This window comes from Pseudomonas sp. NPDC087358 (genome assembly GCF_044900785.1).
GTDB lineage: Bacteria > Pseudomonadota > Gammaproteobacteria > Pseudomonadales > Pseudomonadaceae > Aquipseudomonas.
In genome coordinates, this window is record NZ_JBJDOA010000005.1 from 306,749 (window position 1) to 332,193 (window position 25,445).

Sequence of the window (25,445 nt, forward strand, 5' to 3'; positions counted from 1 at the left end):
GATTGACTGGCACACCGCAATCGCGAGCGAGCTCACTCCGACAGGGCGCGCGTGGCCGTCAACGCGCCTTGCGGAAGGTGAAATTGATGCGCTGTTCGCCCAGCTGCGGGTGTTCGGCCTGCCTGATCGGCATCACCCCGTGATAACGCAAGCGGTCTTCGCCGCCCCAGACCACCACATCACCATGAAACAACGGCACCCGTTGCGTCGCATCGTTGCGCTGCTGGCCGCCGAACAGGAACATGGCGGGGATCCCCAGTGACACGGAAACCACCGGCCATTGATAGCCGCTTTCGTCCTTGTCCTGGTGCAGCGCCAGTTTTGCGCCGGGGATGTAGCGGTTGATCAGGCACGCATCTGGCTCGAAATCCTCGAAACCTGCAGCGTTGGCGGCCGATTGAGCCAGGGTCATGAAGACTTCGGGCATGTCCGGCCAGTCCTGGCCTGTCTGCGGATCGACACGCGTGTACTGGTAGCCGCTGCGGTCGGTCGTCCAGCCAAACTGTCCGCAGCTGCTCAGTGCCACCGACATGGTGAAGCCACCAGGGGTGACCATGTTACGAAAGGGTGCACGGCTCAGAACTGCTTCCAGGGCAGGCAGCAGGCGGTCGATAAAGGGCAGGGCGAAGCCGCGAAAAACGAAAGACTGCGGGCCGATGCGGTCGGTCGCCGGCGGCTGCGGCGCATCGTCCGCGAACAGGTCGAGCGTGGCGGGCGTAGTGCCTTTGCGTTGCATCATCGCGGCGTTACCGGGTTAAAGCGCTTTGCTGACTTTCACATCGCTGATCACGTCGTCGCTGGCGCCATGCATCTTCTGCAGGGCGGTGAGGGCTTCCTCGGCGGACGGCGAATGCAGCAAGGCAAATTCGAAACGGCGTTCGCCATTGAGCTTGTAGCTGATGGCGTATTTGACGACAGGGGCGGGTGTGCTCACAGTGGGTTCCTTGGCAGATGCGGGTAACCGCGCGAAAGCACGAAGCTTTCACGCCTCCGGGTGTTGAATGCAGGCTCAGCTCAGTCGCGTGGACGAGCGCCGGACAATTTTGATCGAGTGGGTGAAGCTGGTCTTGCGGCCGCCATGGGTGTCCAGCTTGCGACCTGCGGTGTCGATCGTGATGTTCCAGAAGCCTGCGCTTGGTACTGTGATCTTGGCCGGAAAACGGTCGAAGGCGCCGCCGTGATAGGTGTGGCGCCCGCCATTTTTGAAGCTGCGGAAATTCGCGTCGCTCATCAGGCGTATGTTGCAGAGCTGGGAGCACTCGATGACGACCAGGTCGTCTTCATTGAGGTGCTCGCGCTGGTGTACGAATTTCATGGGTGTCTCCGAAGACAGGGCATTCGCGAAAACCCGAAACGATAGCATGTCGGACAGCGGCCGCGCTCGCCAATGGCATCTGGATTGGCCGATTCATCACTAAAAAGTGTCATGCCCGGGGATTTAATCGATCACGGGCTTGTCGTAGCACCTTTACTGGAGGGATTGTATGAGACTGGCTGTTGTAATTTTGGCTCTGGCGATGACCGGCTGCGCCTCGGTTGCGGACATTGAGCACACCCCGGCGACCATGAGTGTGATGTCCGGCAAGAACCCGCAGGAGTACACCGAATGTTTTGTCTCCAGAATCGCTGACAGTCGCAAGCCTCCCCAGATTGAATCCCATCATGAGGGTTTGCGGATTATCGTCCCGCACAAGTTCGCCAGCGCTGAGCCGGCGGCGATCGTCGATATCGAAAAACGCTCCGGCGGCAGCTCCATCAAGCTTTTCGAAAGCTCAGGCAACAACCCGTTGCGGCCAAAGGACATTCAGCACGCGGTAACGGCCTGTATTTCCGGCGAATAGGCCCGGTTACTTGCAGACAACCAGCACGTTGCGCGTCTTGTAGTTGCCAACGTCAACGCCCAGGGTCTTGTCAGCGTCCTTGGGTTGCGGCGTGCCGTTGGTGCTGACGATGTTGTAGCCGGTGCCAGCACAGGAGGCGTCGGCTTTCTCATAGCAGGCCGCCCACGACATCGCTTCGCCGGAGCAGTCGATGCTCAGTGCCTGATTGCCGTTTTTCAGATAAGTGTTTTGCGCGGTCGCGCAGCCGGTCAGGCCCAATACAGCGATGACGGACAGGATCTTGATCATTTTCGAATGCTTCACGATGAGGGCCGGGGGGCAAAAATGGACAGCTTTCGTGAGACTGAGCGCCGGTGCCATCGTTCCGGCATCATTGAAACATTTTTCACACAGATCTTCATTCAGGCCCTGTCATACAGGGCCTGAGTGGCATGCCGAAATCAGGATTTCTTGTCGGCGCGGCGACGAGGAGCGGGCGTGTCCTCGAACACGGCGGCGACTTCGATGGCGCTGCTCTCGCTGGTGAAAGGGCCTGCGACAGCTTCCTCGTCGTGGCCGATCAACCACCACTGGCCGTCCTGCAGTTTTTTGATCAGGTATCCGTTAACGCTTTTGACTTCCGACATCGACCTATCTCGATAAATGATTCAGGTCAGCATGATAAGGCGCAAAGGCATTATTTCCTACGCAAACGAGTGAACGGGGCTACGCTTGCTTGTGTCATTGCACGGTCTTTGTGGGGGATTGGATGCCTTCGTACGAGTGACCTGAGGGAGGTCAAAGGAATCATTATTCGGTAAAACGTTTGCGCGCGGTCGGCGACCGCTGGCAGATATTCGGTGGTCGCAATCTCGGCATCTGTGCGGAACTATCTGCGCAACTGTTCCTCTACCAAGGCAGCGAACGGCCAGTGGCGGGGCATTGTAAGGTGATCGCCTCCTGATTAGACTGCGCCGCAACACCCCCAGCCCCATCAAGGACTTATATGATCAAGAAATGCTTGTTCCCTGCAGCCGGTTACGGCACTCGCTTTTTGCCAGCGACCAAAGCCATGCCCAAAGAGATGCTGGCAGTTGTCAACAAGCCACTGATCCAATACGGCGTGGAAGAAGCACTGGCTGCGGGTTTGAATGAAATCTCCATCGTCACCGGCCGCGGCAAGCGTGCTCTGGAAGACCACTTCGACATCAGCTATGAGCTGGAACACCAGATCAAGGGCACCGATAAAGAGAAGTACCTGGTCGGCATCCGCAAGCTGATCGACGAGTGCAGCTTCTCCTACACCCGTCAGACTGAAATGAAAGGCCTGGGCCATGCGATTCTCAGCGGTCGTCCGCTGATTGGTAACGAGGCCTTTGCCGTGGTGCTGGCCGATGACCTTTGCGTCAACCTGGAAGGCGATGGCGTGCTGGCGCAGATGGTCAAGCTGCACAAACATTACGGTTGCTCCATCGTTGCGATTCAGGAAGTCGATCCGCAGGAAACCAACAAATACGGTGTGATCGCTGGCGAAGAAATCAAGCCGGGTCTGTTCCGTGTGACCGACATGGTCGAGAAGCCAAAGCCGGAAGACGCACCCTCGAACCTGGCGATCATCGGCCGCTACATCCTGACGCCGGACATCTTCGAGAAGATCGAACAGACCGAGCCAGGCAAGGGTGGTGAAATCCAGATCACCGACGCCCTGATGAAGCAAGCCGCCGAAGGCAACGTGCTGGCGTATAAATTCAAGGGTAAGCGCTTTGACTGCGGCGGTGCCGAGGGCTACATCGAGGCGACCAATTTCTGCTTTGAAAACTTCTACAAGAAGGGCAAGTAATCTTCGCGACCCTTCTGTACGGGTGATCGGCCGATCACTGTGTTGCAGCACAAAGCCACCTTCGGGTGGCTTTGTCGTTTCTGTCCGCAACGCTTGCCCGGCGCGCTGGAGCGGTTATGCTAGCGCCCCTGCCAGGAGAAAAAAATGACTTACGACTTCGACCTTTTCGTTATCGGCGCCGGATCCGGTGGCGTCCGCGCAGCGCGTTTTTCGGCGGGTTTCGGAGCGCGTGTCGCGGTTGCTGAAAGCCGCTATCTGGGGGGCACCTGCGTCAACGTCGGGTGCGTGCCGAAGAAGCTGATGGTGTACGGTGCTCACTACGCCGAAGACTTCGAACAGGCCAGGGGTTATGGCTGGACCAGCGGAGAGGCACGATTCGACTGGCCGACCCTGATCGCCAACAAGAACCACGAGATCAATCGCCTCAACGGCGTTTACCGTAACCTGCTGAGCAACAGCGGCGTGACCCTGATGGAGGGGCATGCCAGGCTGCGCGGCCCTCATGAAGTGGAAATCAACGGTCAGGTGCATACCGCCGAGCACATCATGATCGCCACCGGCGGCTGGCCGCAGGTTCCCGAAATCCCAGGCCGCGAACACGCCATTACCTCCAATGAGGTGTTCTTCCTCGAGCAGATGCCCAAGCGCGTCGTCGTGGTCGGTGGTGGTTACATCGCGGTCGAATTCGCTTCGATTTTCGACGGGCTTGGTGCCGACGTCACGCTGATGTATCGCGGCGAATTGTTCCTGCGAGGTTTCGATGGCAGCGTGCGCACCCATCTGCACGAAGAGCTGACCAAACGCGGCATGGACATCCGTTTCAACACCGGGATCAGCAGTATCGAGAAGCTTGCCGACGGCACGCTGCAACTGGCGCTCAACGATGGCAGCAGCGTCAACACCGATTGCGTGTTCTACGCCACGGGGCGTCGGCCGATGCTGGACAACCTGGGCCTGGAGACGGTCAATGTCGCGCTCGACGACAAAGGCTTCGTCCAGGTCGATAAACACTACCGGACCAGTGAGCCATCGATCATTGCCGTGGGCGATGTCATCGGCCGCGTCCAGCTGACGCCCGTGGCGCTGGCCGAAGGCATGGCGGTGGCGCGACGTCTGTTCAAGCCAGAGCAATATCGCGCAGTGGATTACGACCACATCCCGACAGCGGTCTTCAGTCTGCCCAACATCGGCACCGTCGGCCTGACCGAAGAAGATGCCAAAAAGGCAGGGCATGAGCTACAGATCTTCGAAAGCCGTTTCCGGCCCATGAAGCTGTCGCTGACCGGCAATCAGGAACGCACCCTGATGAAGTTGGTAGTGGACGCCAGGACCGATCGGGTGCTGGGCGTTCACATGGTCGGCCCCGACGCTGGCGAGATCATCCAGAGCATGGCCATCGCCTTGAAGGCCGGAGCCACCAAGCAGATTTTCGACGACACGATTGGCGTGCATCCAACCGCAGCGGAAGAGTTTGTCACCATGCGCACGGCGACACGCTGACAGGCGATGTCATGGATGTGAAGTGACCCGCCCTCATGGATGAGGGGGGCTGTAACTGTGAAGGGACGGACCCATATTTTGACCAGCACGAGTTTTTCGGCATCCATGCCTCTGAATCCCACCGCACCTGAAGATCGGCCTGATGACCAGGGTGTCGGCAAGGCCGCCGCTCTGCATGAAAGTGAGCGGCAGTTCCGCACGCTGGCCGACAACATGAGTCAGCTGGCCTGGATCGCCGACCCGGCCGGGCGAATCTATTGGTATAACGCGCGCTGGTACAGCTACACCGGCACCTCCCATGAGGCGATGATGGCCCTGGGCTGGCGCTCGCTGCATCATCCCGATCATCTGGAGCGCGTCGATTCGCGCATGCGGCGCTGTTTCGCCACAGGCTCGATCTGGGAGGACACCTTTCCGTTACGTGGCAAGGATGGGCTGTACCGCTGGTTCCTCTGTCGAGCGCTGCCGATCCGCGACGATCAGGGCAACATCACCTACTGGCTGGGCACCAGCACCGACATCACTGCACAGGTCGAGGCCGAGGACGCGTTGCGCGAGCTCAACGAGAGCCTGGAGCGTCGCGTGGCCGAGCGCACCCGGGAGCTGGCGCAGATCAACGAACGCCTGCAAGTGGAAATCAGCGAGCGCGCCCAGGCCGAAGAGGTGTTGCGGCACGCTCAGAAGATGGATGCAATCGGTCAGTTGACCGGCGGCATCGCGCACGACTTCAACAACATGCTCACCGGCGTTCTGGGGGCACTGGACCTGATCCAGCGCCGTATCGCGGCCGGTCGGGTATCGGAGATCGATCGCTACATCGACGCGGCCATGAGCTCGGCCAATCGGGCGGCCTCATTGACCCATCGCCTGCTGGCGTTCGCCAGGCGTCAGTCGCTCAATCCCTGCCCGGTGGATGTCAATCGCATGGTGATGTCCATGGAGGAACTGGTGCGGCGCACGATCGGCGAGAGTATCGAGCTGGAGATCGACCTCAACAGCGCCCTGCGGCTGAGCAACACGGACGAGCATCAACTTGAAAACGCCTTGCTGAACCTGGTGATCAATGCCCGGGATGCAATGCCCGATGGCGGACGCTTACTGATTCAGACCGAGGTGGTTCATGTGGCGGCGTTACAGGAAGCGTTGACGCCCGGTGATTACGTGCGCCTGAGTGTGCAGGACACCGGCGTGGGTATGTCCGCTGAAGTGATCGCGCGGGCCTTTGATCCATTCTTCACCACCAAGCCGATCGGGCAGGGCACCGGCCTTGGCTTGTCGATGGTCTATGGCTTCATCAATCAGACTGGCGGGCAGGTGCAGATCGAAAGTGCCGAGGGCCAGGGGACGCGGATCGACCTGTATCTGCCCTGTCATTTCGAGCCCGCCGACCGGCATTTGCCGGCAAACGAAGGGGTGGTGCCACCCAGGGCCAGTCAGGGCGAGCACGTCCTGGTGGTGGAAGACGAACCGGACGTGCGGATGCTGGTGGTCGATGTTTTGCGCGAACTGGGTTACACCGTGGAAGTGGCCTGCGACGGCCCGGCGGCGTTGTCATTCGTGCAGGGCACGGCGCATATCGACCTGCTGGTGACAGATGTCGGGCTACCCGGCATGAATGGCCGTCAACTGGCGGAAATTGCCCGGCAGCACCGAGCGCAATTGCCCGTGTTGTTCATGACCGGCTACGCGCGCAATGCTCAGGTGCGCGGTGACTTCCTGGAGCAGGGCATGGATATGCTGACCAAGCCGTTTACCATCGACGATCTGGCGCAGCGGGTCCGCGCGCTGATAGAAGCGCCGATGGGCAAGGATTAATCGCCCGCCGGCGTGACGGCGCTGTTTTGCTCGGTCCGCAAGTTCTCCAGCGCCACCTCGGTCTTGATCAGAATCAACTCCAGAACGCGGTTCTGCTGGTCGCGCTCGGTCAGGCGCTCTTGCAGCTTGAGGTTTTCGTTCTGGGCGTTCTGTAAGCGCTCCTGCAGCAGGGCGCTGTGCGTATGGGCTTGCAGATGCTGTTGCTTGAGCGCCTGGATCTGCTCGTCCTTGTCCTGCAGGCGGGCGGCAGTGTCTTCAGCGGCCTGGGTCAGGCGCGCGTTGTCTTTCTGCTCTGCCTGCAGGGCGTGCTGAGTGCTTAGCAGGGTTGCGGTCTGGATGCCCAGCCGGGTGGTCTGGGCCGCGTGGCGTTCGATGAGGTCAGTCAGTCGACGCTCCACGCTCGCGAGGGTGTCCTGGAGTTCTTGCTTTTCGGCATCCAGCCTTGCATGGGCCTCGTCGATGCGCTCCTGGCCCTGTTCCCTCAGTCGCCCTGCCAACCGGGCCACCAGCTCGTTAAGCTCGGCATCGATCTGCGGCGCAGTGAAACCTGCCTCGGTGGCATCCAGTTCGCGCATCAGGCGATGAATGGTGCTCTTGGAACCGGTGTTGCCCATCTCGATACGTACTGCATCGATACTGGGGTTTTCACCGCGCGCGATCAGCGCCAGGCGTGCAGCCTGCACGTCAGACTTGTTTATGCCGCTGCGGGCCATGCCGACTCCTGAATAATGTACGGGCTATGTATCACGGATTACGTAACATCGAAAACGCGCATTTTGCTGCTTTTTTTATCGGATGTCTGCTTCGGGTTGAACATCGGCGAACGAAGTGGGTAGGCTGTCGGGCGAGTCTGGCGGGAGGGATCTTGATGCCTTGCGCTGCACCTCGCCTGGGTGTCACTGAATTCTTCTATTAATAGAGTTCCTTTATAGCGAAAACCAATCACCAGCATCAGGTTTGCCAATGAGCCCTGGCCGGTGATTGTGCGTAAGATCCTCTCCATCGACTTCACAACGCGTTCTTTGCAAACGCTTTTCGCGATTATTTTCTACAACCCTAAGGAGATCCACCCGATGCCTATCATTAACAGCCAAGTAAAACCGTTCAAGGCAACCGCATTCAAGAACGGCGCTTTCGTTGACGTTTCGGATGCTGACCTCAAAGGCAAATGGTCTGTGGTGTTCTTCTACCCAGCCGACTTCACCTTCGTCTGCCCAACCGAACTGGAAGACCTGGCTGACAACTACGACGCGTTCCAGAAACTGGGCGTGGAAATCTACTCCGTATCGACCGATACCCACTTTGCCCACGCTGCATGGCACAACACCTCGCCTGCCATCGGCAAAATCCAGTACACCATGATCGGCGACCCAACCCTGACCATCTCCCGCAACTTCGACGTGCTGATCGAAGAAGCAGGTCTGGCTGACCGCGGTACTTTCGTGATCAACCCAGAAGGCCAGATCAAGATCGTTGAACTGAACGACGGCGGTGTTGGCCGCGACGCATCCGAGCTGCTGCGCAAGATCAAGGCCGCTCAGTATGTTGCTGCACACCCAGGTGAAGTCTGCCCGGCCAAATGGCAGGAAGGCGAGGCCACTCTGGCTCCGTCCCTGGACCTGGTCGGCAAGATCTAAGTCCACCATGACCCTCATGGCAGGACCGGGAGCGATGAGCTCTTGAGCTAAGTCAACACATCGCCCCCAAAAACGCCCGGGCGGTTATCGCCTGGGCGTTGTTGTTTCTAGACCCCGAAAGTGAAGAAAAGGAAGCCCCATCATGTTGGACGCCAATCTAAAAGCTCAGCTGAAATCGTACCTGGAGCGGATCACTCGCCCAATCGAGATCGTCGCGTCCCTTGATGAAGGCGCGAAATCGCAGGAAATGCTGGCACTGCTCAACGACATCGTCAGCAGCTCCAGCCAGATCACCCTGGACACCAATGGCGCTGATGCACGCACGCCGTCCTTCGCCCTGAACAGCCCGGGCCAGGACATCAAGCTGCGCTTCGCCGGCCTGCCAATGGGCCACGAATTCACCTCTCTGGTACTGGCGTTGCTGCAAGTCGGCGGCTACCCCTCCAAAGCCAGCGAGGACACCATCGAGCAGGCACGTTCCCTGACCGGTGAGTTCAAGTTTGAAACCTACTTTTCGCTGACCTGCCAGAACTGCCCGGACGTGGTCCAGGCGCTTAACCTTCTGGCTGTGCTCAACCCGAACGTGCAGCATGTCGCTATCGAAGGCAGCCTGTTCCAGCAAGAAGTCACTGACCGCCAGATCATGTCGGTACCGAGCATCTACCTCAACGGCGAGTTGTTCGGTCAAGGCCGCATGAACCTGGAAGAAATACTGGCCAAGATCGACACCAGTGCCGGTGATCGCCAGGCTGAAAAACTCAACGCCAAAGAGGCTTTCGACGTGCTGGTCGTCGGTGGTGGCCCGGCAGGTTCGGCCGCAGCGATCTACGCAGCGCGCAAAGGGATCCGCACCGGCGTCGCGGCTGAACGCTTCGGCGGTCAGGTGCTCGATACCATGGCGATCGAAAACTTCATTTCTGTGCAACACACGGAAGGCCCGAAGCTGGCCGTAGCCCTTGAAGAACACGTCAAGGAATACGAAGTCGACATCATGAACCTGCAACGTGGCGCTCAGCTGATTCCAGGCAAGGATGGACAGCCGCACCAGGTCAAGTTCGCCAGTGGCGGCGTGCTCAAAGGCAAGACCGTGATTCTGGCCACCGGCGCCCGCTGGCGCGAAATGAACGTCCCGGGCGAGCAGCAATACCGCAACAAGGGCGTTGCCTACTGCCCGCACTGTGATGGTCCGTTGTTCAAGGGCAAGCGCGTGGCGGTGATCGGCGGCGGTAACTCCGGCGTCGAGGCCGCGATCGATCTGGCTGGCATCGTGTCCCACGTGACCCTGCTGGAATTCGATAGCTCCTTGCGTGCCGATGCGGTGCTGCAACGCAAGCTGCACAGCCTGCCAAACGTCACGGTGCTGACCAGCGCGCTGACTACCGAAGTGACTGGCGACGGTCAAAAGGTCAACGGCCTGCGTTACAAGAGCCGTACGACGGATGAGGAAATCACCGTCGAGCTGGAAGGTATCTTCGTACAGATCGGTCTGCTGCCCAACACCGAGTGGCTCAAAGGCACCCTCGAGCTTTCGCCGCGTGGCGAGATCGTTGTCGACCAGCGCGGGGAAACGTCGATCCCTGGCATTTTCGCCGCTGGCGATGTGACCACGGTGCCCTACAAACAGATCGTGATCGCGGTAGGCGAGGGTGCCAAAGCCTCGCTGAGTGCCTTCGATTATCTGATCCGCTCCAGCGCCCCGGCGTGATGCCAGGCTGATCGGGCGTCGCAAACAAAAAACCTCATGAGCGATCATGAGGTTTTTTTGTATGTCAGCCCTGCGACGACCCGTGTGGGAGACGCTATGGTTTCAAACAAGCTTCTCTAGCAGCTTGGGACTGCGTGTCCCGCGATCTGCCGGGCACCGGCAGTAGAATCAGACGACTCGGTGAGTCAGGTACCCACCGTGCACAGGGCTTGCTGGCGCTTCGCGCCAGATCGTCGGCAAGCTGGAGCGCCACCCCGGCGAAGTCCCACGCCCTGCGGGCAGAGGCGATCGACCCCTGTGGCGCCGTGTGCTGTCGGCCTCTGTTGCACCGTGTGCTGTCGACCTCTGCGGCGCCGTGTTCTGTTGATTCTGGCCGCAGGCCGTGGGAGCGTGGCTTGTCCCGCGATCTGCCGGGCACCGGCAGTAGAATCAGACGACTCGGTGAGTCAGCTGCCCACCGTGCACAGGGCTTGCTGGCGGATCGGCAGTGTCAGTCGGCAACAACCCGGCTGCCCCCCGCATTCACCAGCAGCCGGCTCCAACAAATGCCTGCGCGAGTGGCGTTGATTTACTCGTTAACCGGCGTTGGCTGAATGATCTCCACCCAGTAGCCGTCCGGGTCCCTGATGAACGCCAGGCTTTTCATGCGCCCGTCGGTCAGGCGCTTCTGGAAGTCCACGCCCAGCGTCTCGAAGCGTTCACAGGCGGCATGCACATCCGGCACCGACACGCAGATGTGACCGAAACCACGCGGGTCGGTATTGCCGTTGTGGTAGGAAAATGCCGGATCCTTCTCGGTGCCGTGGTTGTGGGTCAGCTCCAGGATGCCGGGGATGCCCTTCATCCAGACGTTGCGAGCAGCGTCGTCCGCCGGGATCTGCGCTTTGTCTACCAGCGCCAGGAAGTACAGGCTGAATTCCGCTTCCGGGAAGTCGCGTTTCTCGACCAGGCTGAAGCCCAGAACGCGGGTGTAGAAGTCCAGCGAAGCGGTGATGTCCTTGACCCGCAGCATGGTGTGATTGAACACGAACTGAGCGGTGGCGGCGTCCGGTTGGGCCGTGACGCCGGGAAAGGTATTCAGCAGGTGCATGCTCATGGAATGACTCCGGTTGATCCTGAAAATGTTGCGTCATGATACGGGACGTGGCGCCCATGCCAACCCCGAATCTGCCCGACAACGCGTGGGCCCTTGTGAGCGCAGCGCCTGTGGCTCACACTTTCCGGCTCGACATTCAGGTATCGGCCATGTTCTTCACCCTACGCACAGTGCTCCTGGCAGGTTTGTCCCTGGTATCGGCTATCAGCAGCGCTCAGGCAGCGGACGCGATGGCCGCGGACGCAATGATCGTCTGGCCCAGTGACTGGGTGGTCGAGGCCCTCCCGCAGCCGCCATCCAGCGCCGACCAGCCATCGGTGCAGATCCGCCAGCGGGCGGTGAAGAATGATGAAAACGGCGATCCGGCCATGGTCGTGGAATTGACCCAGACCCGTCTGCAGCCGGGCCACCAGGTCAACGTGCAGAGTGTCCTGCTGCAGATGCGCAAGTCCGTGCAGGTGAATTTTGCCCAGGGTGGATTGCAGAGTGTCTGCACGAAAATGAAGGAAAGCAGCTTGAGTGAAGTCCCGGCCATGGAGACAACCTGCACCATTACCCAGAACGGCGCTCATGTGATGACGCAGACGTTGGTGGCGGCGGCCAACCGGGAGATGGCCTGGTCCCTGTCCTATGCAGGATCGGCAGATGGCTATGCCGCCAACAAGGACGAGGTGCTGCGCATCAGGGACAGCCTGCGCCTGGACACCGCGCGGTAACGGCCAGACAGCGGACATAAAGAAGCCCGCCGAAGCGGGCATGGGGCGCTAATCCTTTAGCAGCCTTCATCCTGTAGAAGTGCATGTGAAAAAAATGTGAAGCACTTTGCCGGTGTACAACGCCAAGGGCCGTATGGCCCCTGCGGTGGGCGGCATAGAGTACCCCACAGAGAATTTCGCTGCGGATGATATCAGGCGTGCCAATAACACCTATTCATTACTCCTTTGTATAGGGTGCGGTGTGTATGGCATATCCAAGTGCACTGTGAGTAACATCGGTGATGCAGGCCTTATACGAAGTTGAACCATGGCGCTCTGCATTGCCGCTGTCTGCTTTGACTTGTACGGCCGGCGGTCCACGCTAAATGAGAAGATATTAAGGCTTATAAAAAAGCCCCGAAGAACGGGGCGTTTTTAGAAGACTTCGCTATTGCGGCGGTGTTGATCAGCGGCGCAGCCAGGAATCAACGGTTTCAGCGCCGAACTGTTCTTTCCATGCCTTCAGGCCGCGATGGTTGCCGCCTTTGGTTTCGATCAATTCGCCCGTGTGTGGGTTGTGATAGACCTTGACCACCCGGGCCCGGCGACGTTTCGGGCCGGCGGCTGCGGCGACTGCGCTCGAAGGATTGGGGTCGAGAATGGCAATGATATCGCGCAGACTCTTGTCGTAGGTGCTCATCAGCGCCTGAAGCTTCTGCTCGAATTCGATCTCCTTTTTCAGTCCGACATCGTTCTTCAGATTCTCCAGCTGGGCCAGCTGCTCCTGAAGGGCTCTCTCTGCTGCGCGAAACTCGGCAAGTCTGGACAAATATAGTACTCCGGCGGTCAATGGCTGTTGTCAGCCCAACGCAAGCAACATGGATGCAAGTAACGGTCCTGTGCTCATTGTGTCACTACCTCGATCGCTTGACGTTGTGGTCAGTCAAGACACTAACGTTGTAGGGTCAGCTTCAATCGGTGGTGGGGTAGTTGTGATTCGCTACGGACAAATAATGCACGTTTTTTTCGACTTGGAAAATAGGGTTCGGACAATTGTTATATGAAACATGAGGCGGAAACTATGTGCGTCTGACAAAAATTGCCTTCGCAGGAGAAAAGGGTTGTAAGTAATTTCTGAAACTAGGCGTATATCGGAAACTGTCGATCATCGCCAGGATTGACTGCCTTCGGCGTCACAGGCCCTGTTGCAAGGCAGGGTCATCGGGATTCAGTTGCTCCAGCTCTGCCAGCAGCACCTGTACGTTCTGCAGTTGACCGCTTTGCTTCCAGTAATCAACGAGCAGGGTCCTGGCCCGGCGGTTCGCCGGTTGCCTTTGCAGAATATCTTCGAGCTGTCGTTGTGCCGGCTCCAACAGCTGCAAGCCGTGCAGCGCAACCGCCAGGTCATAGCGATAAGCCGTATTCTCTGGCTCAAGCTCCACCGCTTTGGTCAGCGCCAGCAACGCGTATTCATTCTGTTGATGGCGCAGCAGCCACATGCCCAAGGCGTGTTGCAGCAGCGATGCCTGAGGATTTCTTTCCAGCAACTGCGCCAGCTGTTGCCTGGAGCGGTCCATCTGGCCTTGCTGATCGAGCAACTGAACCTGAGCCAGGCCGGCCTGAATGTTATCGGGTTCCAGTTTCAATGCCAGGTCCAACGCGTCGAAGGCTTTTTGAGCCTGCCCGCGGTTGACCAGCAACCTTGCCAGTTCGATCTGGCTCTGTCCGCTGGGGGGTTGGGAAACCAGAGTGCTTTCATATTGCTGGGCCGTTTGCTGGACAGCGTTGTAATACAGCCCCAGGTCGTCGGGTGTCAGGTTCAGCAACGCGCGTACGGCACTGAAGCGTACGTCTTGGTCGGGATCGTCAAGCAGGGGGCCGATCAGCACGCCCAGTTGGGCGTCTGGCACCATGGTGGCCAGGGTGTCGATGGCCGTCTGCTGAACCAGGGGAGCAGCACGCTTGAGGTCGCCATCGAGGATTTTCAGCGCCTGAGGGCTGGGGTAGTTGCTCAGCTCGGTAAGCAGGCCTGCACGGCGAATGTCAGACAGGTCGGTGCGGGTCAGTTGCTGGTACAGCACCCGCGCAGCGCCGGGCTTGCCGTCATGGGCCAGTTCCAGTGCCTCGGAATAGCTGTGGTTGACCACGGGAGCTGCTGGCGGTGCGCGCCAGCTGTGCACCAACAGGCCGCCGGCAATAAGCAGCAGCACTACCACCAGCGCGATCGCCAGCTGCCAGCGGCGGCGAGCCTTCATTTGCGCGGGGGAGTGCCGGGGAGACGCTTTTGACATGCTGATTTCCATTTCCTGCGTGAACAGCAGCTTCGGGGAGTGCTCGCCGAGTGTCAAACGCCAATCGTGGCAGGGTAGGGATTTGGGCAGCCACCCGGCACCACGACAGAAACACGATTTCCTGCCGAGCAAAACAGAAAAGCCCCGAACCTTGTGAGTTCGAGGCTTGAGAGGCGACCGGTGAGTCGCCCCGCAGACAGCACGGCCGATCGGTGTCAGGCGTTCGGCTGCCAGCCACCACCCAGCGCTTTGTAAATCGCGACGATGCCGCGATACAGGTCAATCTCGGCCAAGGCCTGGCTGTCTTCGGCAGCCAGACGCTCGCGTTCGGCATCCAGCAGTACCAGGAAGTCAGCGGTGCCTTCCTTGTACTGGATACTGGCAAGGTTGGCGGCCGAGCGGCTGGCTTCACTCTGACGCACCAGCGAAACCAGGCGCTGCTGACGCTTGTCGTAATCGCTGAAGGCGTTCTCGGCTTCTTCCAGCGCCAGCAATACCTGCTGCTCGTAGTTGGCCAGGGCACCTTCGGCATCGGCATTGGCACCACGGATCCGCGCTCTCACGCTGCCCAGGTCAAATGCGGCCCAGGTGATGCTCGGGCCCAGACCCCAGGCTTGTGCAGCACCCGAGCCGATCTGCGAGCCGCGGCTGGCGGTGAAGCCCAGAAAACCGCTGAGGCTGACCCGAGGAAACAGGTCGGCCGTCTGCACGCCAATCCGCGCAGTGCGCGAGGCCAGTTGCCGTTCAGCGCTGCGCACGTCAGGACGGTTTTCCAGCAGCCTGGTCGGATCGCCGATCGGCAGCGCCTTGGAGATGGCCGGCAACTTGGCGGGCGCCAGGCTCACGGTCATGGCATCCGGGCGTTCACCCAGCAGGGTGGCGATGCGGTTGCGCTCACGTATCTGTTCGGCCTGCAATTGCGGAATGGTCGCTTCCACGGCCGCCAGACGCGCATCGGCGCGCACCACATCGATTTCGTTGCCCACGCCTTCGTCACGCAGTTGAATCGTCACGCCCTGGGATTCCTGCTGGTTTTTCAGGTTGTCCCGGGCGATGTTTTCCCGCAGTTGCGCGCCGCGGAGTTGACCGTAGGCGTCCACTAGCTCGGCGATCATGGTCACCTGCAGCTGATACAGATTGGCCTCGGCCACTTGCTGATCGGCGTCGCTGGCTTCCAGTTCGCGTTGGATGCGCCCGAACAGGTCGATTTCCCAGGCCATGTCCAGCCCCAGGTCGTAGCGTTCCTGGTTGACGCGTTTCTCGGTCTGGCCAGGCACCTGGGCGCGGCCCAGGTCACTGCTGACGCGGCTGGTGACCACGGGCATGGCATCGTTGCTGATGTCATCACGGATGGCGCGAGCGGCCTTGAGACGGGCGAAAGCCACGCGCAATTCACGGTTGCCTTGCAGCGACTCGGCGACCAGCTGGTTCAAGGTCGGATCGTCGAACTGCTGCCACCAGATGGTTTCTGTGCGGCTGCGGTCATAAGTGCTCTGTGCAGCGGCCTGGATATTGGCCGCCGCGGTGTCCGGCTTCTTGTAGTCAGGGCCGACGGCACAGGCTGCCAGCGCCAGGACCAACAGGCTCGGCAGGAAGAGTTTTGCAGCCTTCATCAATGAGCCTCCGGAGCAATGGTCTGAACGCGTTGAGCCTTGGCCGCTTTGCGCGCCTCTTTGCGTCCCACGTAATTACGAATCAACACATAGAACACCGGCGTCAGCAGCAGACCGAAGAAGGTCACGCCGAGCATCCCGGAGAACACCGCCACGCCCATGGCATGACGCATCTCGGCACCGGCACCGCTGGACAGAACCAGTGGCACCACACCCATGATGAAGGCGAACGAGGTCATCAGAATCGGACGCAGACGCAGGCGGCAGGCCTCAAGGACAGCCTCCAGCGGGGTCTTGCCTTTCTCCTGTTCGTCCTTGGCGAACTCGACGATAAGGATCGCGTTTTTACACGCCAGGCCCACCAGTACGATCAGACCGATCTGGGTAAAGATGTTGTTGTCGCTACCGGCGATGATCACCCCGGCGATGGCCGACAACAGGGTCATGGGTACGATCAGGATCACCGCCAGCGGCAGGCTCCAGCTCTCATACAGCGCGGCCAGTACCAGGAAGGCCAGCAGTACGCAGAGCGGGAAAACCAGCAGCGCGGTGTTGCCCGAGAGGATCTGTTGGTAGGTCAGGTCGGTCCACTCATAGGTCATGCCGTTGGGCAGTTCCTCTTTGAGCAGCTTGTTCATCGCCGCCTCTGCCTGGCCGGAGCTGTAACCCGGGCCGGCTGCACCGTTGATCTCGGCGGTGATGAAGCCGTTGTAGTGCATCACGCGGTCAGGGCCTGAGGTGTTGGTGACGTGCAGCAGCGTCGCCAGGGGAATCATCTCGCCCAGATTGTTGCGCACTTTGAGCTGACCGATCTGCTCGGCGTCCTGACGGAACTGCTGTTCAGCCTGAACGTTGACCTGATAGGTGCGACCGAAGCGGTTGAAGTCGTTGGCATACAGCGAACCCAGGTACACCTGCAGGGTGTCGAAGATGTCGCTGATGGCCACGCCGTGGGTCTTGGCCTTTTCGCGGTCGATGGCAGCGTCCACTTGCGGCACGTTTACCGTGTAGCTGGTGAACAGGGCGGCCAGTTCCGGCACGCTGCGGCTCTTGCCGATGATGTTCATCGTCTCTTTATAGAGCTCGTCGTAACCCAGGTTGCCACGGTCCTCGATCTGCAGGCGGAACCCGCCGATGGTCCCGAGCCCCTGTACCGGCGGCGGCGGGAAGATCGCCATGTAGGCTTCCTGAATCGAGGCGAACTTGCCGTTCAGCGCGCCGGCAATGGCGCCGGCCGATTCGCTGGAGGCCTTGCGCTCGTCGAACGGTTTGAGGGTGACGAAGACGATGCCGGAGTTGGGACTGTTGGTGAAACCGTTGATCGACAGGCCCGGGAAGGCCACGGCGCTTTCAACGCCCGGTTGCTTGAGGGCAATGTCGGACATGCGCTTGATCACGTCCTCGGTGCGGTCCAGGCTTGAGGCATCGGGCAATTGCGCAAAGGCCACCAGATACTGTTTGTCCTGTTGCGGCACGAAGCCGGTCGGGGTGCTCGAGAAGCCCAGCCAGGTCATGACGATCAGCCCGGCATACACCACCAGTGCCACGCCGCTGATGCGGATGACCCGGCCAACGGTGCTGACATAGCCGTTACTGGCCTTGACGAAGAAGCGGTTGAACGGGCGGAACAGCCAGCTGCCGAGCAACTTGTCGAGAAAGCGCGAGAAGCGGTCTTTCGGTGCGTCGTGGGAGCGCAGCAGCACGGCGGCCAGCGCTGGCGACAGGGTCAGCGAGTTGAACGCAGAGATCACCGTCGAGATGGCAATGGTCAGGGCGAACTGTTTGTAGAACTGCCCGGTGAGTCCGGAGATGAACGCCGCCGGGACGAACACCGCGCACAGCACCAGTGCGGTGGCGATGATCGGGCCGGTCACTTCGCGCATGGCGATCTGCGTGGCCTCCATTGGTTCGTGTCCCAGCTCGATGTTGCGCTCGACGTTCTCCACTACCACGATCGCATCGTCCACCACGATACCGATGGCCAGTACCAGGCCGAACAGCGACAGCGCGTTGAGCGAGAAACCGAACAGGTGCATGACCGCGAAGGTACCGATCAGCGACACCGGCACGGCGGCCAGGGGGATGATCGAGGCGCGCCAGGTCTGCAGGAACAGGATCACCACCAGGACCACCAGGATCAGCGCTTCGAACAGGGTATGAACCACTGCCTCGATGGAGCCACGCACGAAGATGGTCGGGTCATAGACGATGCTGTAGTCCATGCCTTCGGGGAAGCTCTTCTTGAGCAGTTCCATTTCACCGCGCACTTCGTTGGAAATGTCGATGGCGTTGGAGCCCGGGCGCTGGAAGATCGGAATGGCCACGGCCGGCTGATTGTTCAGCAGCGAACGCAATGCGTACTGGCTGGAGCCAAGCTCGACGCGGGCGATGTCTTTGACGCGGGTGATTTCGCCGTTCTCGCCAGCGCGCACGATGATGTTCTCGAACTCTTCCTCGGACACCAGACGGCCCTGGGTGTTGATCGACATCTGGAAGCTGGTGGCGCTCGGGGAGGGCGGTGCGCCCAACTGACCGGCCGCGACCTGACGGTTCTGCTCGCGAATCGCGTTGACCACATCGGTCGCGGTGATGTTGCGCGAAGCGGTCTTGTTCGGGTCCAGCCAGACACGCAGCGAGTAGTCGCCCATGCCGAACAACTGCACGTCACCGACACCGTTCAGACGAGCCAGCTCGTCCTTGATGTTCAGCACCGCATAGTTGGACAGGTAGAGCATGTCGTAGCGTTTGTCGGGCGATGTCAGGTGGACCACCATGGTCAGGTCCGGGGAGGCCTTGTCCACGGTGATGCCGATGCGCGTCACTTCTTCGGGCAGTTTGGGCTCGGTCCGGGTGACACGGTTCTGCACCTGTACCTGCGCGGTGTCCAGGTTGGTACCCAGGGCGAAGGTGATGGTCAGGGTCAGCTTGCCGTCGGCGGTGGCCTGCGAGGACATGTAGAGCATGCTCTCGACACCGGTGATGGCTTGTTCCAGTGGCGCGGCCACGGTTTCGCCTATCACTTTGGGGTTGGCGCCGGGGAAGTTGGCGCGCACGACCACGGTCGGCGGCACGACTTCGGGGTATTCACTGATCGGCAGCTGGAACAGCGAGATGGCACCGGCGATCAGGATCAGCAGCGAAAGCACCGCCGCGAAGATCGGTCGCGTAATAAAGAACTTGGAAAAATTCATCGAGTCTGTCCCTTAACCGCGTGGCGTAGCGGCAGCGGCAACCTTGGCGTCCAGTTTGGACTGCGCCTTGGGTTGGTTGCTGGCTTCGAGTGCCTGGCGTTGTTGTTGCAGCGCGGCGAGGGTGTCGGCGCTGGCCATCTGGGTGTCCTGCGGGTCGATCGGCGATCCTGGACGCACCCGTTGCAGGCCGCTGACGACGATACGGTCGTCCTTGGCCAGGCCACTGCGCACAATGCGCAGGCCTTCGAGCTTGGGCCCCAGGTCAACGCTGCGGTAAATGGCCTTGTTGTCCTTGTCGACCACCAGCACGAATTTCTTGCCAAGGTCGGTGCCCACTGCCTCGTCCTTGATCAGCATCGCCGAGTAAGTGCCGCTGCCGACCAGCTTCAGGCGCGCATACAGGCCCGGGGTGTATTCACCCTTGCTGTTGTCGAACACGGCGCGTCCGCGGATGGTGCCGGTACGCGGGTTGACCTGGTTGTCGACGAAGTTCATCTGACCCTGATGCGGGTTTTCCGCTTCGTTGGACAGGCCCATGTACACCGGGGTGGTCGCGCCACGCTTGCCATCGCGCGCCAGTTGGTTGTACTTGAGGAACACGCGCTCGTCGGCGTCGAAGTAGGCGTAGACCTTATCGGTGGAGACCAGGCTGGTGAGGATGGTTTGATCGGCGGTGACGATGTTGCCCGAGGTGATTTCCGCGCGGCTGACGCGACCGGTGATCGGTGCGGTGACCCGGGTAAAGCTCAGGTTCAGACGGGCCAGATCCAGTTGCGCCTGGATGCCGGCGACAGCGGCCTTGGATTCCTGCGCGGTGGTGGTCCGCGAGTCGGCGAGTTCGGCCGAGATGGCATTGTTGGTGCGCAGACGCTCGCCACGCTGGGCTTCGTTGTTACTGCGTACCGAGGCGGCCTTGGACTGCTGCAATTGCGCGTCCAGGCGATGCACTTCGGCTTCGAATGGCCGCGGGTCGATCTGGAACAACAGATCGCCTTTCTTCACCAGCTCACCGTCAGTAAACGCCACCGAATCGATCTGCCCGGAGACCCGTGGACGAACCTGCACGGTTTCCGGTGCTTCCAGCCGCGCGGTGACTTCATCCCACTCGTTGACGGGCTGTTCGAGCACCTTGGCCACGCTGACTTTTGCCGCTGCGGGAGCCACGGTGGCTTCAGGGGTCCGGCCGCACGCGCTGATCACCACCAGTGCCAGCGCGGCAAGGGGATAGCGCAAAGGAGTAAGTGACTGAACCATGGGAAAATCCGCCGATGTTATTGAGATGGGCGGATTCTGTTCCCGGGGGTTTTATTGCACGAATCGAATAAACCGAAGGTAAATATCAGCGGGAATGATATTTACCGTGGCGAGGGCTCTGGAACGGGGCTTGCGGCGCATGGACCGGAATCAATGTTGTGAACGTGGACGTGTTGTGCACCGACGATGTTCGAGAGAAAGCTATTGCCTTGCAGCGTGCCGTCTTCAATTTGTATTCAAACACCCGGACGTTCCCCCAAGAACTTCGCCGGCGTCATGTCGTCAAGCGGCGGGTGAAGCCTACGACGTGACATTCTGCGAACAGCCGGGCGGCTATCAGCAGATCGACGTAATGGGGCAGTTCCGGAACAGGCTGAGGATCTCCCGCCTTCTCAAAGACTATCCGGATCCCCAAAAAACATCTGGATTCGCGAACGCAACCAGCGCTCGCCGGGGTCATTGTCCTGAGAGCCGCGCCAGGCCATGTGCAGCTCGAAGGTGCGTGATTCCACCGGGAGGTCTTCGGCGCGAACGCCGCCCGCTGCGGTCAGCACCGCCGCCGCGTAATCAGGCACGGTGGCGACGATGTCGGTGCCGGAAATCAGGGTTGCCAGGCCGTTGAATTGCGGGACCGCCAGGACCACGTGACGCTTGCGCCCGATCTTCTCCAGATACTCATCGATGAACCCGCCCAGATCGCCGGCGAACGACACCAGTGCGTGAGGCCGCGCGCAGAAATCATCCAGGGTGATGGGGCCTGGCATGGAGTCGGCGCGCAGCAGCTTGGGTTTGCTGCGGCGCAGTACCTTGCGTTTGGCGTTGGCTGGCAGGTCGTCGGTGTAGCTGACGCCGATGGAAATCTCGCCGGAAGACAGCAAGGCAGGCATCAGGATGTAGTTGGTGCGGCGCACCACCAGCACGATGCCGGGCGCTTCGGAGCGCAGGCGCTTGAGCAGGGAAGGCAGCAGGGCGAACTCGGCATCATCGGACAGGCCGATGCGGAACACCGCCGTGCTGGTAGCCGGGTCGAAGTCGGCGGCGCGGCTCACTGCCGTGGAAATGGAGTCCAGCGCAGGGGAGAGCAAGCCGAAGATCTCCACCGCCCGGGCAGTGGGCTCCATGCTGCGCCCGGTGCGCACGAACAGCGGGTCATCGAACAGGCCGCGCAGGCGGGAGAGAGCGGCACTGATGGCCGGCTGGCCCAGGAACAGCTTTTCTGCGGCGCGGGTCACGCTGCGTTCATGCATGAGGGTTTCGAAGACGATGAGCAGATTGAGGTCGACGCGACGCAGATCGTTGCGATTCATGACGGGGTCCCGGAGACATTGGTCGATACGTAGGCGGCCGTGGGGCATGCCGTTGTTCAGCTCAAGGGCGAATATTACGGGTAAACGCTGAACCTGCGCACCGATAAATTCATTTGCATGCATACAAAACTGATGCTCATCACGCTGGTCGATAATTCTCGGTGAACCTTGCAGCGGCCAATCTGACCAATCCATATGCCCTCAGGCATCAGCGCAGGTTCACGCTGGCGGGCAGTTTTCGCGCCATGCAGACGTACGTTCATCCGGAAATTGCCCGCCCGGTTGCAATGTGCCCATGAGAAAAGAACAATGGGCGCCTTGAATACGTGAGCATTCGATGGTTATCTAATGACCGCCTTTCAACAACAGAATCGATGACAGGCATGTCGACTATTAATAGCCACTGATAGTGTTACCGGCAGCGCCCGGATAGAGTTCATGGCATCAAGGTTCATTAGGCGAGGTTCGAAATGTCCCGCACGATCCGTTTTCATCAGTTTGGCCCGGCCGAGGTGCTCAAGGTAGAAGAGTTACCCGTCGCGTTGCCGGCACCCGGTGAGGTGCAAGTGCGCGTCCAGGCGATCGGCGTTACCTGGTACGACGTGCTGTGGCGCCAAAACCTGGCATCTTCCCAAGCGCGGCTGCCCGCCGGCCTGGGTTCTGAAATGGCCGGCGTGGTGACCGCCGTCGGCGACGGCGTGACCGATCTCAAAGTAGGCGACAAGGTTGCCAGCTTCCCGTCGGCAGACCCGAACGTACACCCGGTGTATGGCGAGATGATCGTCCTGCCACGCACCTCGCTGACCCGTTACCCGGACATCCTGACGCCCAACGAGGCAGCGGTTCATTACACGCCGATGCTGGTCGCGTACTTTGCGTTCGTCGAGCTTGCCCGCGTCAAACCGGGGCAGACGGCGCTGGTCACCGACGCCAGTCACTGCGCCGGCCCCGCTTTTCTGCAACTGGGCAAGGCGCTGGGGGTCAAGGTCATCGCTGCGACCAAGACCGAGTCGTGCCGTGAGTACCTGTTGAAGATGGGGGCCGACAAGGTGGTGGTCACCGAAGAGCAGGACCTGCTCATGGCGGTCAACAAGTACACCGACAACCGCGGCGTGGATGTGGTGCTCGATGGCCTGGGCGGTCCGCAGATGTCGATGTTGGGTGACGTGCTTGCGCCACGTGGCAGCCTGATTCTTTATGGCTTGCAAGGTGGCAATCAGACGCCGTTCCCGGCCTGTGCTGCGTTCCAGAAGAACATCCAGTTTTTCGTTCACTGCGTGGGTAACTTCACTGGCAAGCCGGAGTTGGGCATTGCCCAGGACCAGGAAGCGGTTCAGCGTGCGTTGCGTGACATCAATCAGATGACTGCCGATCGGGTGCTGGTGCCGCAGATCACCAAGGTCTTTGCCTTTGATCAGCTCGTCGAAGCCCATCGTTTGATGGACGGTTGCCCGGTAGGCGGTCGTGTGGTGGTGGAAGTCGAGCCTTCCTGAGCGCAATTGATCGCGTTTTGTTGACGGCCATGCTGTAGCCGAACAAGCCTTCCTGAGTGATCAGGAGGGCTTTTTTGTTTATGCACTCAATGAACTTCAACATTGCGTCGCGTTTGTTTGAGTCCCCGTCTAGAGCTGTGTTTAAACTTTGCGCGGATAACAATTTAAACGCCGATGTTTAATCCATGATCTGGATCAGGGAAAGCTGACAGGTATTCCGTCGAAGATCTGTACCTTGTAATTGTTTTTCATCAGTCGATAATCGTTGGTAAATAATACTCAAGGAACGAGTCATGTCTCAATTGTTGCTGCGGCCGGTTGTTCTCTCTTACCCATGGTTATTGCCCCTCGAATGCCTGTCGGCGAGCCCGGCCTGTGGGTCGTCCTGCGCCGCCAGCGTCGCTGGGGGCAGCCGGCGCGGCCTGCGCTGGCGGAACAACTGCCTCGGGGGAAGGGGCTCGGGAACGGCTGCCAGAGCAGAAAAGGGGTGCGGCTAATGATCGCTATACCCACTGTTTTCTGCTCCACGGGCCGGGCAGGCAGGGTTGTTGTGCCGACACTTGTCGCATCGGATTTCATGTTATTGCGCGACTGGGCAATTCAGGTATTGAAGTTATGAGTTCCATTCACGAACAAGCAATGAATTATGTCTACCAGCAAGTATTGCAACGCTTGTTGAGTTATTTGCGGCGCGCCGAACGTACCGCCCTGCAGTTATTGATACAACGGCTGATTGTTTCAGCGGGCGGCATTGAACGGATCGGCAGTTACAAGGTGCTGGTGGCTTTCAGTGGGGGCAAGGACAGTGCGTATACGGTTGCGCTGCTGCGGGCCGCGCAATTGAGCATCGCCTGTCGGGCGCCTGCCACGTTCAGCCTGCGTATCGCCAACATGCGCCATGCCGGGATGACCTCGGCGGTGATGGACAATATCGAGCGCTGCTATTCGGCGCTGTTCGTGCAGGACGACCCAAGGGTCGAATTGTTGATAGTCGATCATCAATCGGTGCAGACCTTCGAAGCCGATCTGCCGTTTTCCAGCGCCGGACGAGAGCAGAACCGCTCGGACCTGCTGTTGGCCGGGCATCTGACAGCGGGCGATGCGCGAACGACCTTCTGCAACGGCTGCTACCTGGCGATGGCCGAATTTCTCGGCCGTGCCGCCTGTTGGGGGGAGGGGGTGCACGCCGTGCTCAGCGGCGACTCACTCAAGGATCAGAAGCAATACGCAACCTGGATCACGCGCCTGGCACGGGCTGGCGGACAACCCCTGGATAACTGGCACAGGCTCAGCTTCAACGCAGCCCTGGACACCATCGACACGGTCGGCCGCGCTTACTACCGCGAGTTGTATGACCAACCCGCGCAAGCGGACAGCTACGTGCTGCCCGCTTTGAGCTACCTGAGGCCACAGGTCGCCCCGACATTCCTGGGCGTGGCCGATCTGATCGGCTTCCGGCTTGAGGAACGCTGGGCGTTGCTGACGGACTTTCTCGGTTTTCGCTTCGACGATCTGGCGTTCGGGTTCAGTGAGTCTGACTGCGCCAACCCGCTGCTCATGGCGCACATGCGCGGGCTCAGGGCGCAGTTCGTACAGGGCCGTGAATACGCGGACGGCGTCGGCGAATACCTGGAGCTGGCCGCCGGCATGATGCGGCGCAAGGGCATGCCCCGGCGCCTGGTCGATCAGGCGCTGGCCGCCTACGACACGCCTGACAAGCTCCAGCAGCGGCGTGCGCTGGCCCAAGGTTATGCGCAAGAGGCCTTCGGTCTTGGCGAAACCCAGCTGGTGTGTCTGCTGTTCTCGCCTTTTGTCGATTCGGGCGCGCAACTGGAGGCGTTTCTGCGCAAGTTTCATCCCGGCATGCTGGTGGCGCTGGCCGACTTGCACAAGGCGTTGTCCGGCGACCCTGCCCCCGATCAGGTGGTGCAGTGGCTGGTGGAGGTCAGCGGCCTGAGCCTCATGGGTGTGCAGAGCCTGTATGGCAGGCAGCCGGTGGATTTCTGTGATGACAGTTCGATCATCGCCCGGGTGCGGGCCAGCGACCCGGACAAGGGCTACGTCAAGACCGTCGACCTGCTGACGGGGGAGGCCGTGTCTGAGCTGATCTCCGGCCGCTGACGAGCTGTACCGGGCTGTACCGCAGCGACCTGCGTTTGACAGCCATCACCGTGTTTTCTCATTGACC

21 protein-coding genes and 1 pseudogene are annotated in these 25,445 nt (G+C 60.2%); 9 read left to right on the forward strand and 13 right to left on the reverse strand.

Going from position 1 to position 25,445, the window contains the following annotated elements:
- Positions 1–58 precede the first annotated feature (58 nt).
- The 3 genes from alkB to ACI2KS_RS14365 form a co-directional block, all read right to left on the reverse strand.
- Entirely contained in the window at positions 59–736 is a 678-nt protein-coding gene (gene alkB, locus ACI2KS_RS14355; protein ID WP_404621627.1) for a DNA oxidative demethylase AlkB, read from the reverse strand.
- A gap of 18 nt (positions 737–754) precedes the next feature.
- Positions 755–934 (reverse strand): hypothetical protein, encoded by a 180-nt coding sequence (locus ACI2KS_RS14360; protein WP_404621250.1) that lies wholly within the window; start codon positions 932–934, stop codon positions 755–757.
- A gap of 75 nt (positions 935–1,009) precedes the next feature.
- Positions 1,010–1,315: a DUF1883 domain-containing protein gene (locus ACI2KS_RS14365; protein ID WP_404621252.1), complete on the reverse strand. Its 306-nt coding sequence runs from the start codon at positions 1,313–1,315 to the stop codon at positions 1,010–1,012.
- Positions 1,316–1,484: 169 nt separating this feature from the next.
- Between ACI2KS_RS14365 and ACI2KS_RS14370 the strand changes: the two genes are divergently transcribed.
- Entirely contained in the window at positions 1,485–1,841 is a 357-nt protein-coding gene (locus ACI2KS_RS14370) for a hypothetical protein (RefSeq protein WP_404621254.1), read from the forward strand.
- Positions 1,842–1,847: 6 nt separating this feature from the next.
- On the opposite strand, the gene ACI2KS_RS14375 is transcribed toward ACI2KS_RS14370, so the two are convergent.
- Together ACI2KS_RS14375 and ACI2KS_RS14380 are read right to left on the reverse strand one after the other, a co-directional pair.
- Positions 1,848–2,129, reverse strand: coding sequence for a hypothetical protein (locus ACI2KS_RS14375; RefSeq protein ID WP_404621256.1), 282 nt, complete (start codon positions 2,127–2,129; stop codon positions 1,848–1,850).
- 152 nt (positions 2,130–2,281) lie between these two features.
- Entirely contained in the window at positions 2,282–2,467 is a 186-nt protein-coding gene (locus tag ACI2KS_RS14380; protein WP_404621258.1) for a hypothetical protein, read from the reverse strand.
- A 359-nt stretch (positions 2,468–2,826) separates the two neighbouring features.
- On the opposite strand from ACI2KS_RS14380, the gene galU reads away from it, so the two are divergent.
- The 3 genes and pseudogenes from galU to ACI2KS_RS14395 form a co-directional block, all read left to right on the forward strand.
- Positions 2,827–3,660, forward strand: coding sequence for a UTP--glucose-1-phosphate uridylyltransferase GalU (gene galU, locus ACI2KS_RS14385; protein WP_404621260.1), 834 nt, complete (start codon positions 2,827–2,829; stop codon positions 3,658–3,660).
- A gap of 144 nt (positions 3,661–3,804) precedes the next feature.
- Positions 3,805–5,160, forward strand: coding sequence for a glutathione-disulfide reductase (gene gorA / locus ACI2KS_RS14390; protein WP_404621262.1), 1,356 nt, complete (start codon positions 3,805–3,807; stop codon positions 5,158–5,160).
- Positions 5,161–5,304: 144 nt separating this feature from the next.
- Positions 5,305–6,975, forward strand: a pseudogene (locus ACI2KS_RS14395) (ATP-binding protein); the annotation flags it as partial.
- Here ACI2KS_RS14395 and ACI2KS_RS14400 read toward each other — a convergent pair.
- Positions 6,972–7,688, reverse strand: a complete 717-nt coding sequence (locus tag ACI2KS_RS14400) for a DNA-binding protein (protein WP_404621264.1) — start codon at positions 7,686–7,688, stop codon at positions 6,972–6,974. The pseudogene ACI2KS_RS14395 and the gene ACI2KS_RS14400 overlap by 4 nt on opposite strands.
- Positions 7,689–8,048: 360 nt before the next feature.
- On the opposite strand from ACI2KS_RS14400, the gene ahpC reads away from it, so the two are divergent.
- Both ahpC and ahpF read left to right on the forward strand, forming a co-directional pair.
- Positions 8,049–8,612, forward strand: coding sequence for an alkyl hydroperoxide reductase subunit C (ahpC, locus tag ACI2KS_RS14405; protein ID WP_259103120.1), 564 nt, complete (start codon positions 8,049–8,051; stop codon positions 8,610–8,612).
- A 142-nt stretch (positions 8,613–8,754) separates the two neighbouring features.
- Positions 8,755–10,317: an alkyl hydroperoxide reductase subunit F gene (ahpF, locus tag ACI2KS_RS14410; RefSeq protein ID WP_404621266.1), complete on the forward strand. Its 1,563-nt coding sequence runs from the start codon at positions 8,755–8,757 to the stop codon at positions 10,315–10,317.
- Positions 10,318–10,885: 568 nt separating this feature from the next.
- On the opposite strand, the gene gloA is transcribed toward ahpF, so the two are convergent.
- Positions 10,886–11,413 (reverse strand): lactoylglutathione lyase, encoded by a 528-nt coding sequence (gene gloA, locus ACI2KS_RS14415; RefSeq protein WP_404621268.1) that lies wholly within the window; start codon positions 11,411–11,413, stop codon positions 10,886–10,888.
- Positions 11,414–11,562: 149 nt separating this feature from the next.
- Between gloA and ACI2KS_RS14420 the strand changes: the two genes are divergently transcribed.
- On the forward strand, positions 11,563–12,129 hold the full coding sequence (locus ACI2KS_RS14420) for a DUF4946 domain-containing protein (protein ID WP_404621270.1): 567 nt from the start codon (positions 11,563–11,565) through the stop codon (positions 12,127–12,129).
- Between the two features lie 445 nt (positions 12,130–12,574).
- Here ACI2KS_RS14420 and ACI2KS_RS14425 read toward each other — a convergent pair whose 3' ends face one another.
- The 6 genes from ACI2KS_RS14425 to ACI2KS_RS14450 form a co-directional block, all read right to left on the reverse strand.
- The gene (locus ACI2KS_RS14425; RefSeq protein WP_404621272.1) at positions 12,575–12,937 is read right to left on the reverse strand and encodes a histone-like nucleoid-structuring protein, MvaT/MvaU family; all 363 of its coding nucleotides are present in this window, start codon (positions 12,935–12,937) and stop codon (positions 12,575–12,577) included.
- 364 nt (positions 12,938–13,301) lie between these two features.
- Positions 13,302–14,399: a hypothetical protein gene (locus ACI2KS_RS14430; RefSeq protein ID WP_404621274.1), complete on the reverse strand. Its 1,098-nt coding sequence runs from the start codon at positions 14,397–14,399 to the stop codon at positions 13,302–13,304.
- A gap of 215 nt (positions 14,400–14,614) precedes the next feature.
- A complete protein-coding gene (locus ACI2KS_RS14435) occupies positions 14,615–16,012 on the reverse strand; it encodes an efflux transporter outer membrane subunit (protein ID WP_404621275.1) in 1,398 nt (465 codons plus the stop codon).
- Entirely contained in the window at positions 16,012–19,203 is a 3,192-nt protein-coding gene (locus tag ACI2KS_RS14440) for an efflux RND transporter permease subunit (RefSeq protein WP_404621277.1), read from the reverse strand. Before ACI2KS_RS14440 ends, ACI2KS_RS14435 begins: the two co-directional genes overlap by 1 nt.
- Positions 19,204–19,215: 12 nt before the next feature.
- On the reverse strand, positions 19,216–20,457 hold the full coding sequence (gene mexE / locus ACI2KS_RS14445) for a multidrug efflux RND transporter periplasmic adaptor subunit MexE (protein ID WP_404621279.1): 1,242 nt from the start codon (positions 20,455–20,457) through the stop codon (positions 19,216–19,218).
- 392 nt (positions 20,458–20,849) lie between these two features.
- Positions 20,850–21,764, reverse strand: a complete 915-nt coding sequence (locus tag ACI2KS_RS14450) for a LysR family transcriptional regulator (protein ID WP_404621280.1) — start codon at positions 21,762–21,764, stop codon at positions 20,850–20,852.
- A 470-nt stretch (positions 21,765–22,234) separates the two neighbouring features.
- On the opposite strand from ACI2KS_RS14450, the gene ACI2KS_RS14455 reads away from it, so the two are divergent.
- Both ACI2KS_RS14455 and ACI2KS_RS14460 read left to right on the forward strand, forming a co-directional pair.
- Positions 22,235–23,257, forward strand: a complete 1,023-nt coding sequence (locus ACI2KS_RS14455) for a zinc-dependent alcohol dehydrogenase family protein (protein WP_404621282.1) — start codon at positions 22,235–22,237, stop codon at positions 23,255–23,257.
- A gap of 615 nt (positions 23,258–23,872) precedes the next feature.
- Entirely contained in the window at positions 23,873–25,378 is a 1,506-nt protein-coding gene (locus ACI2KS_RS14460; protein ID WP_404621284.1) for a hypothetical protein, read from the forward strand.
- Positions 25,379–25,445: the final 67 nt, after the last annotated feature.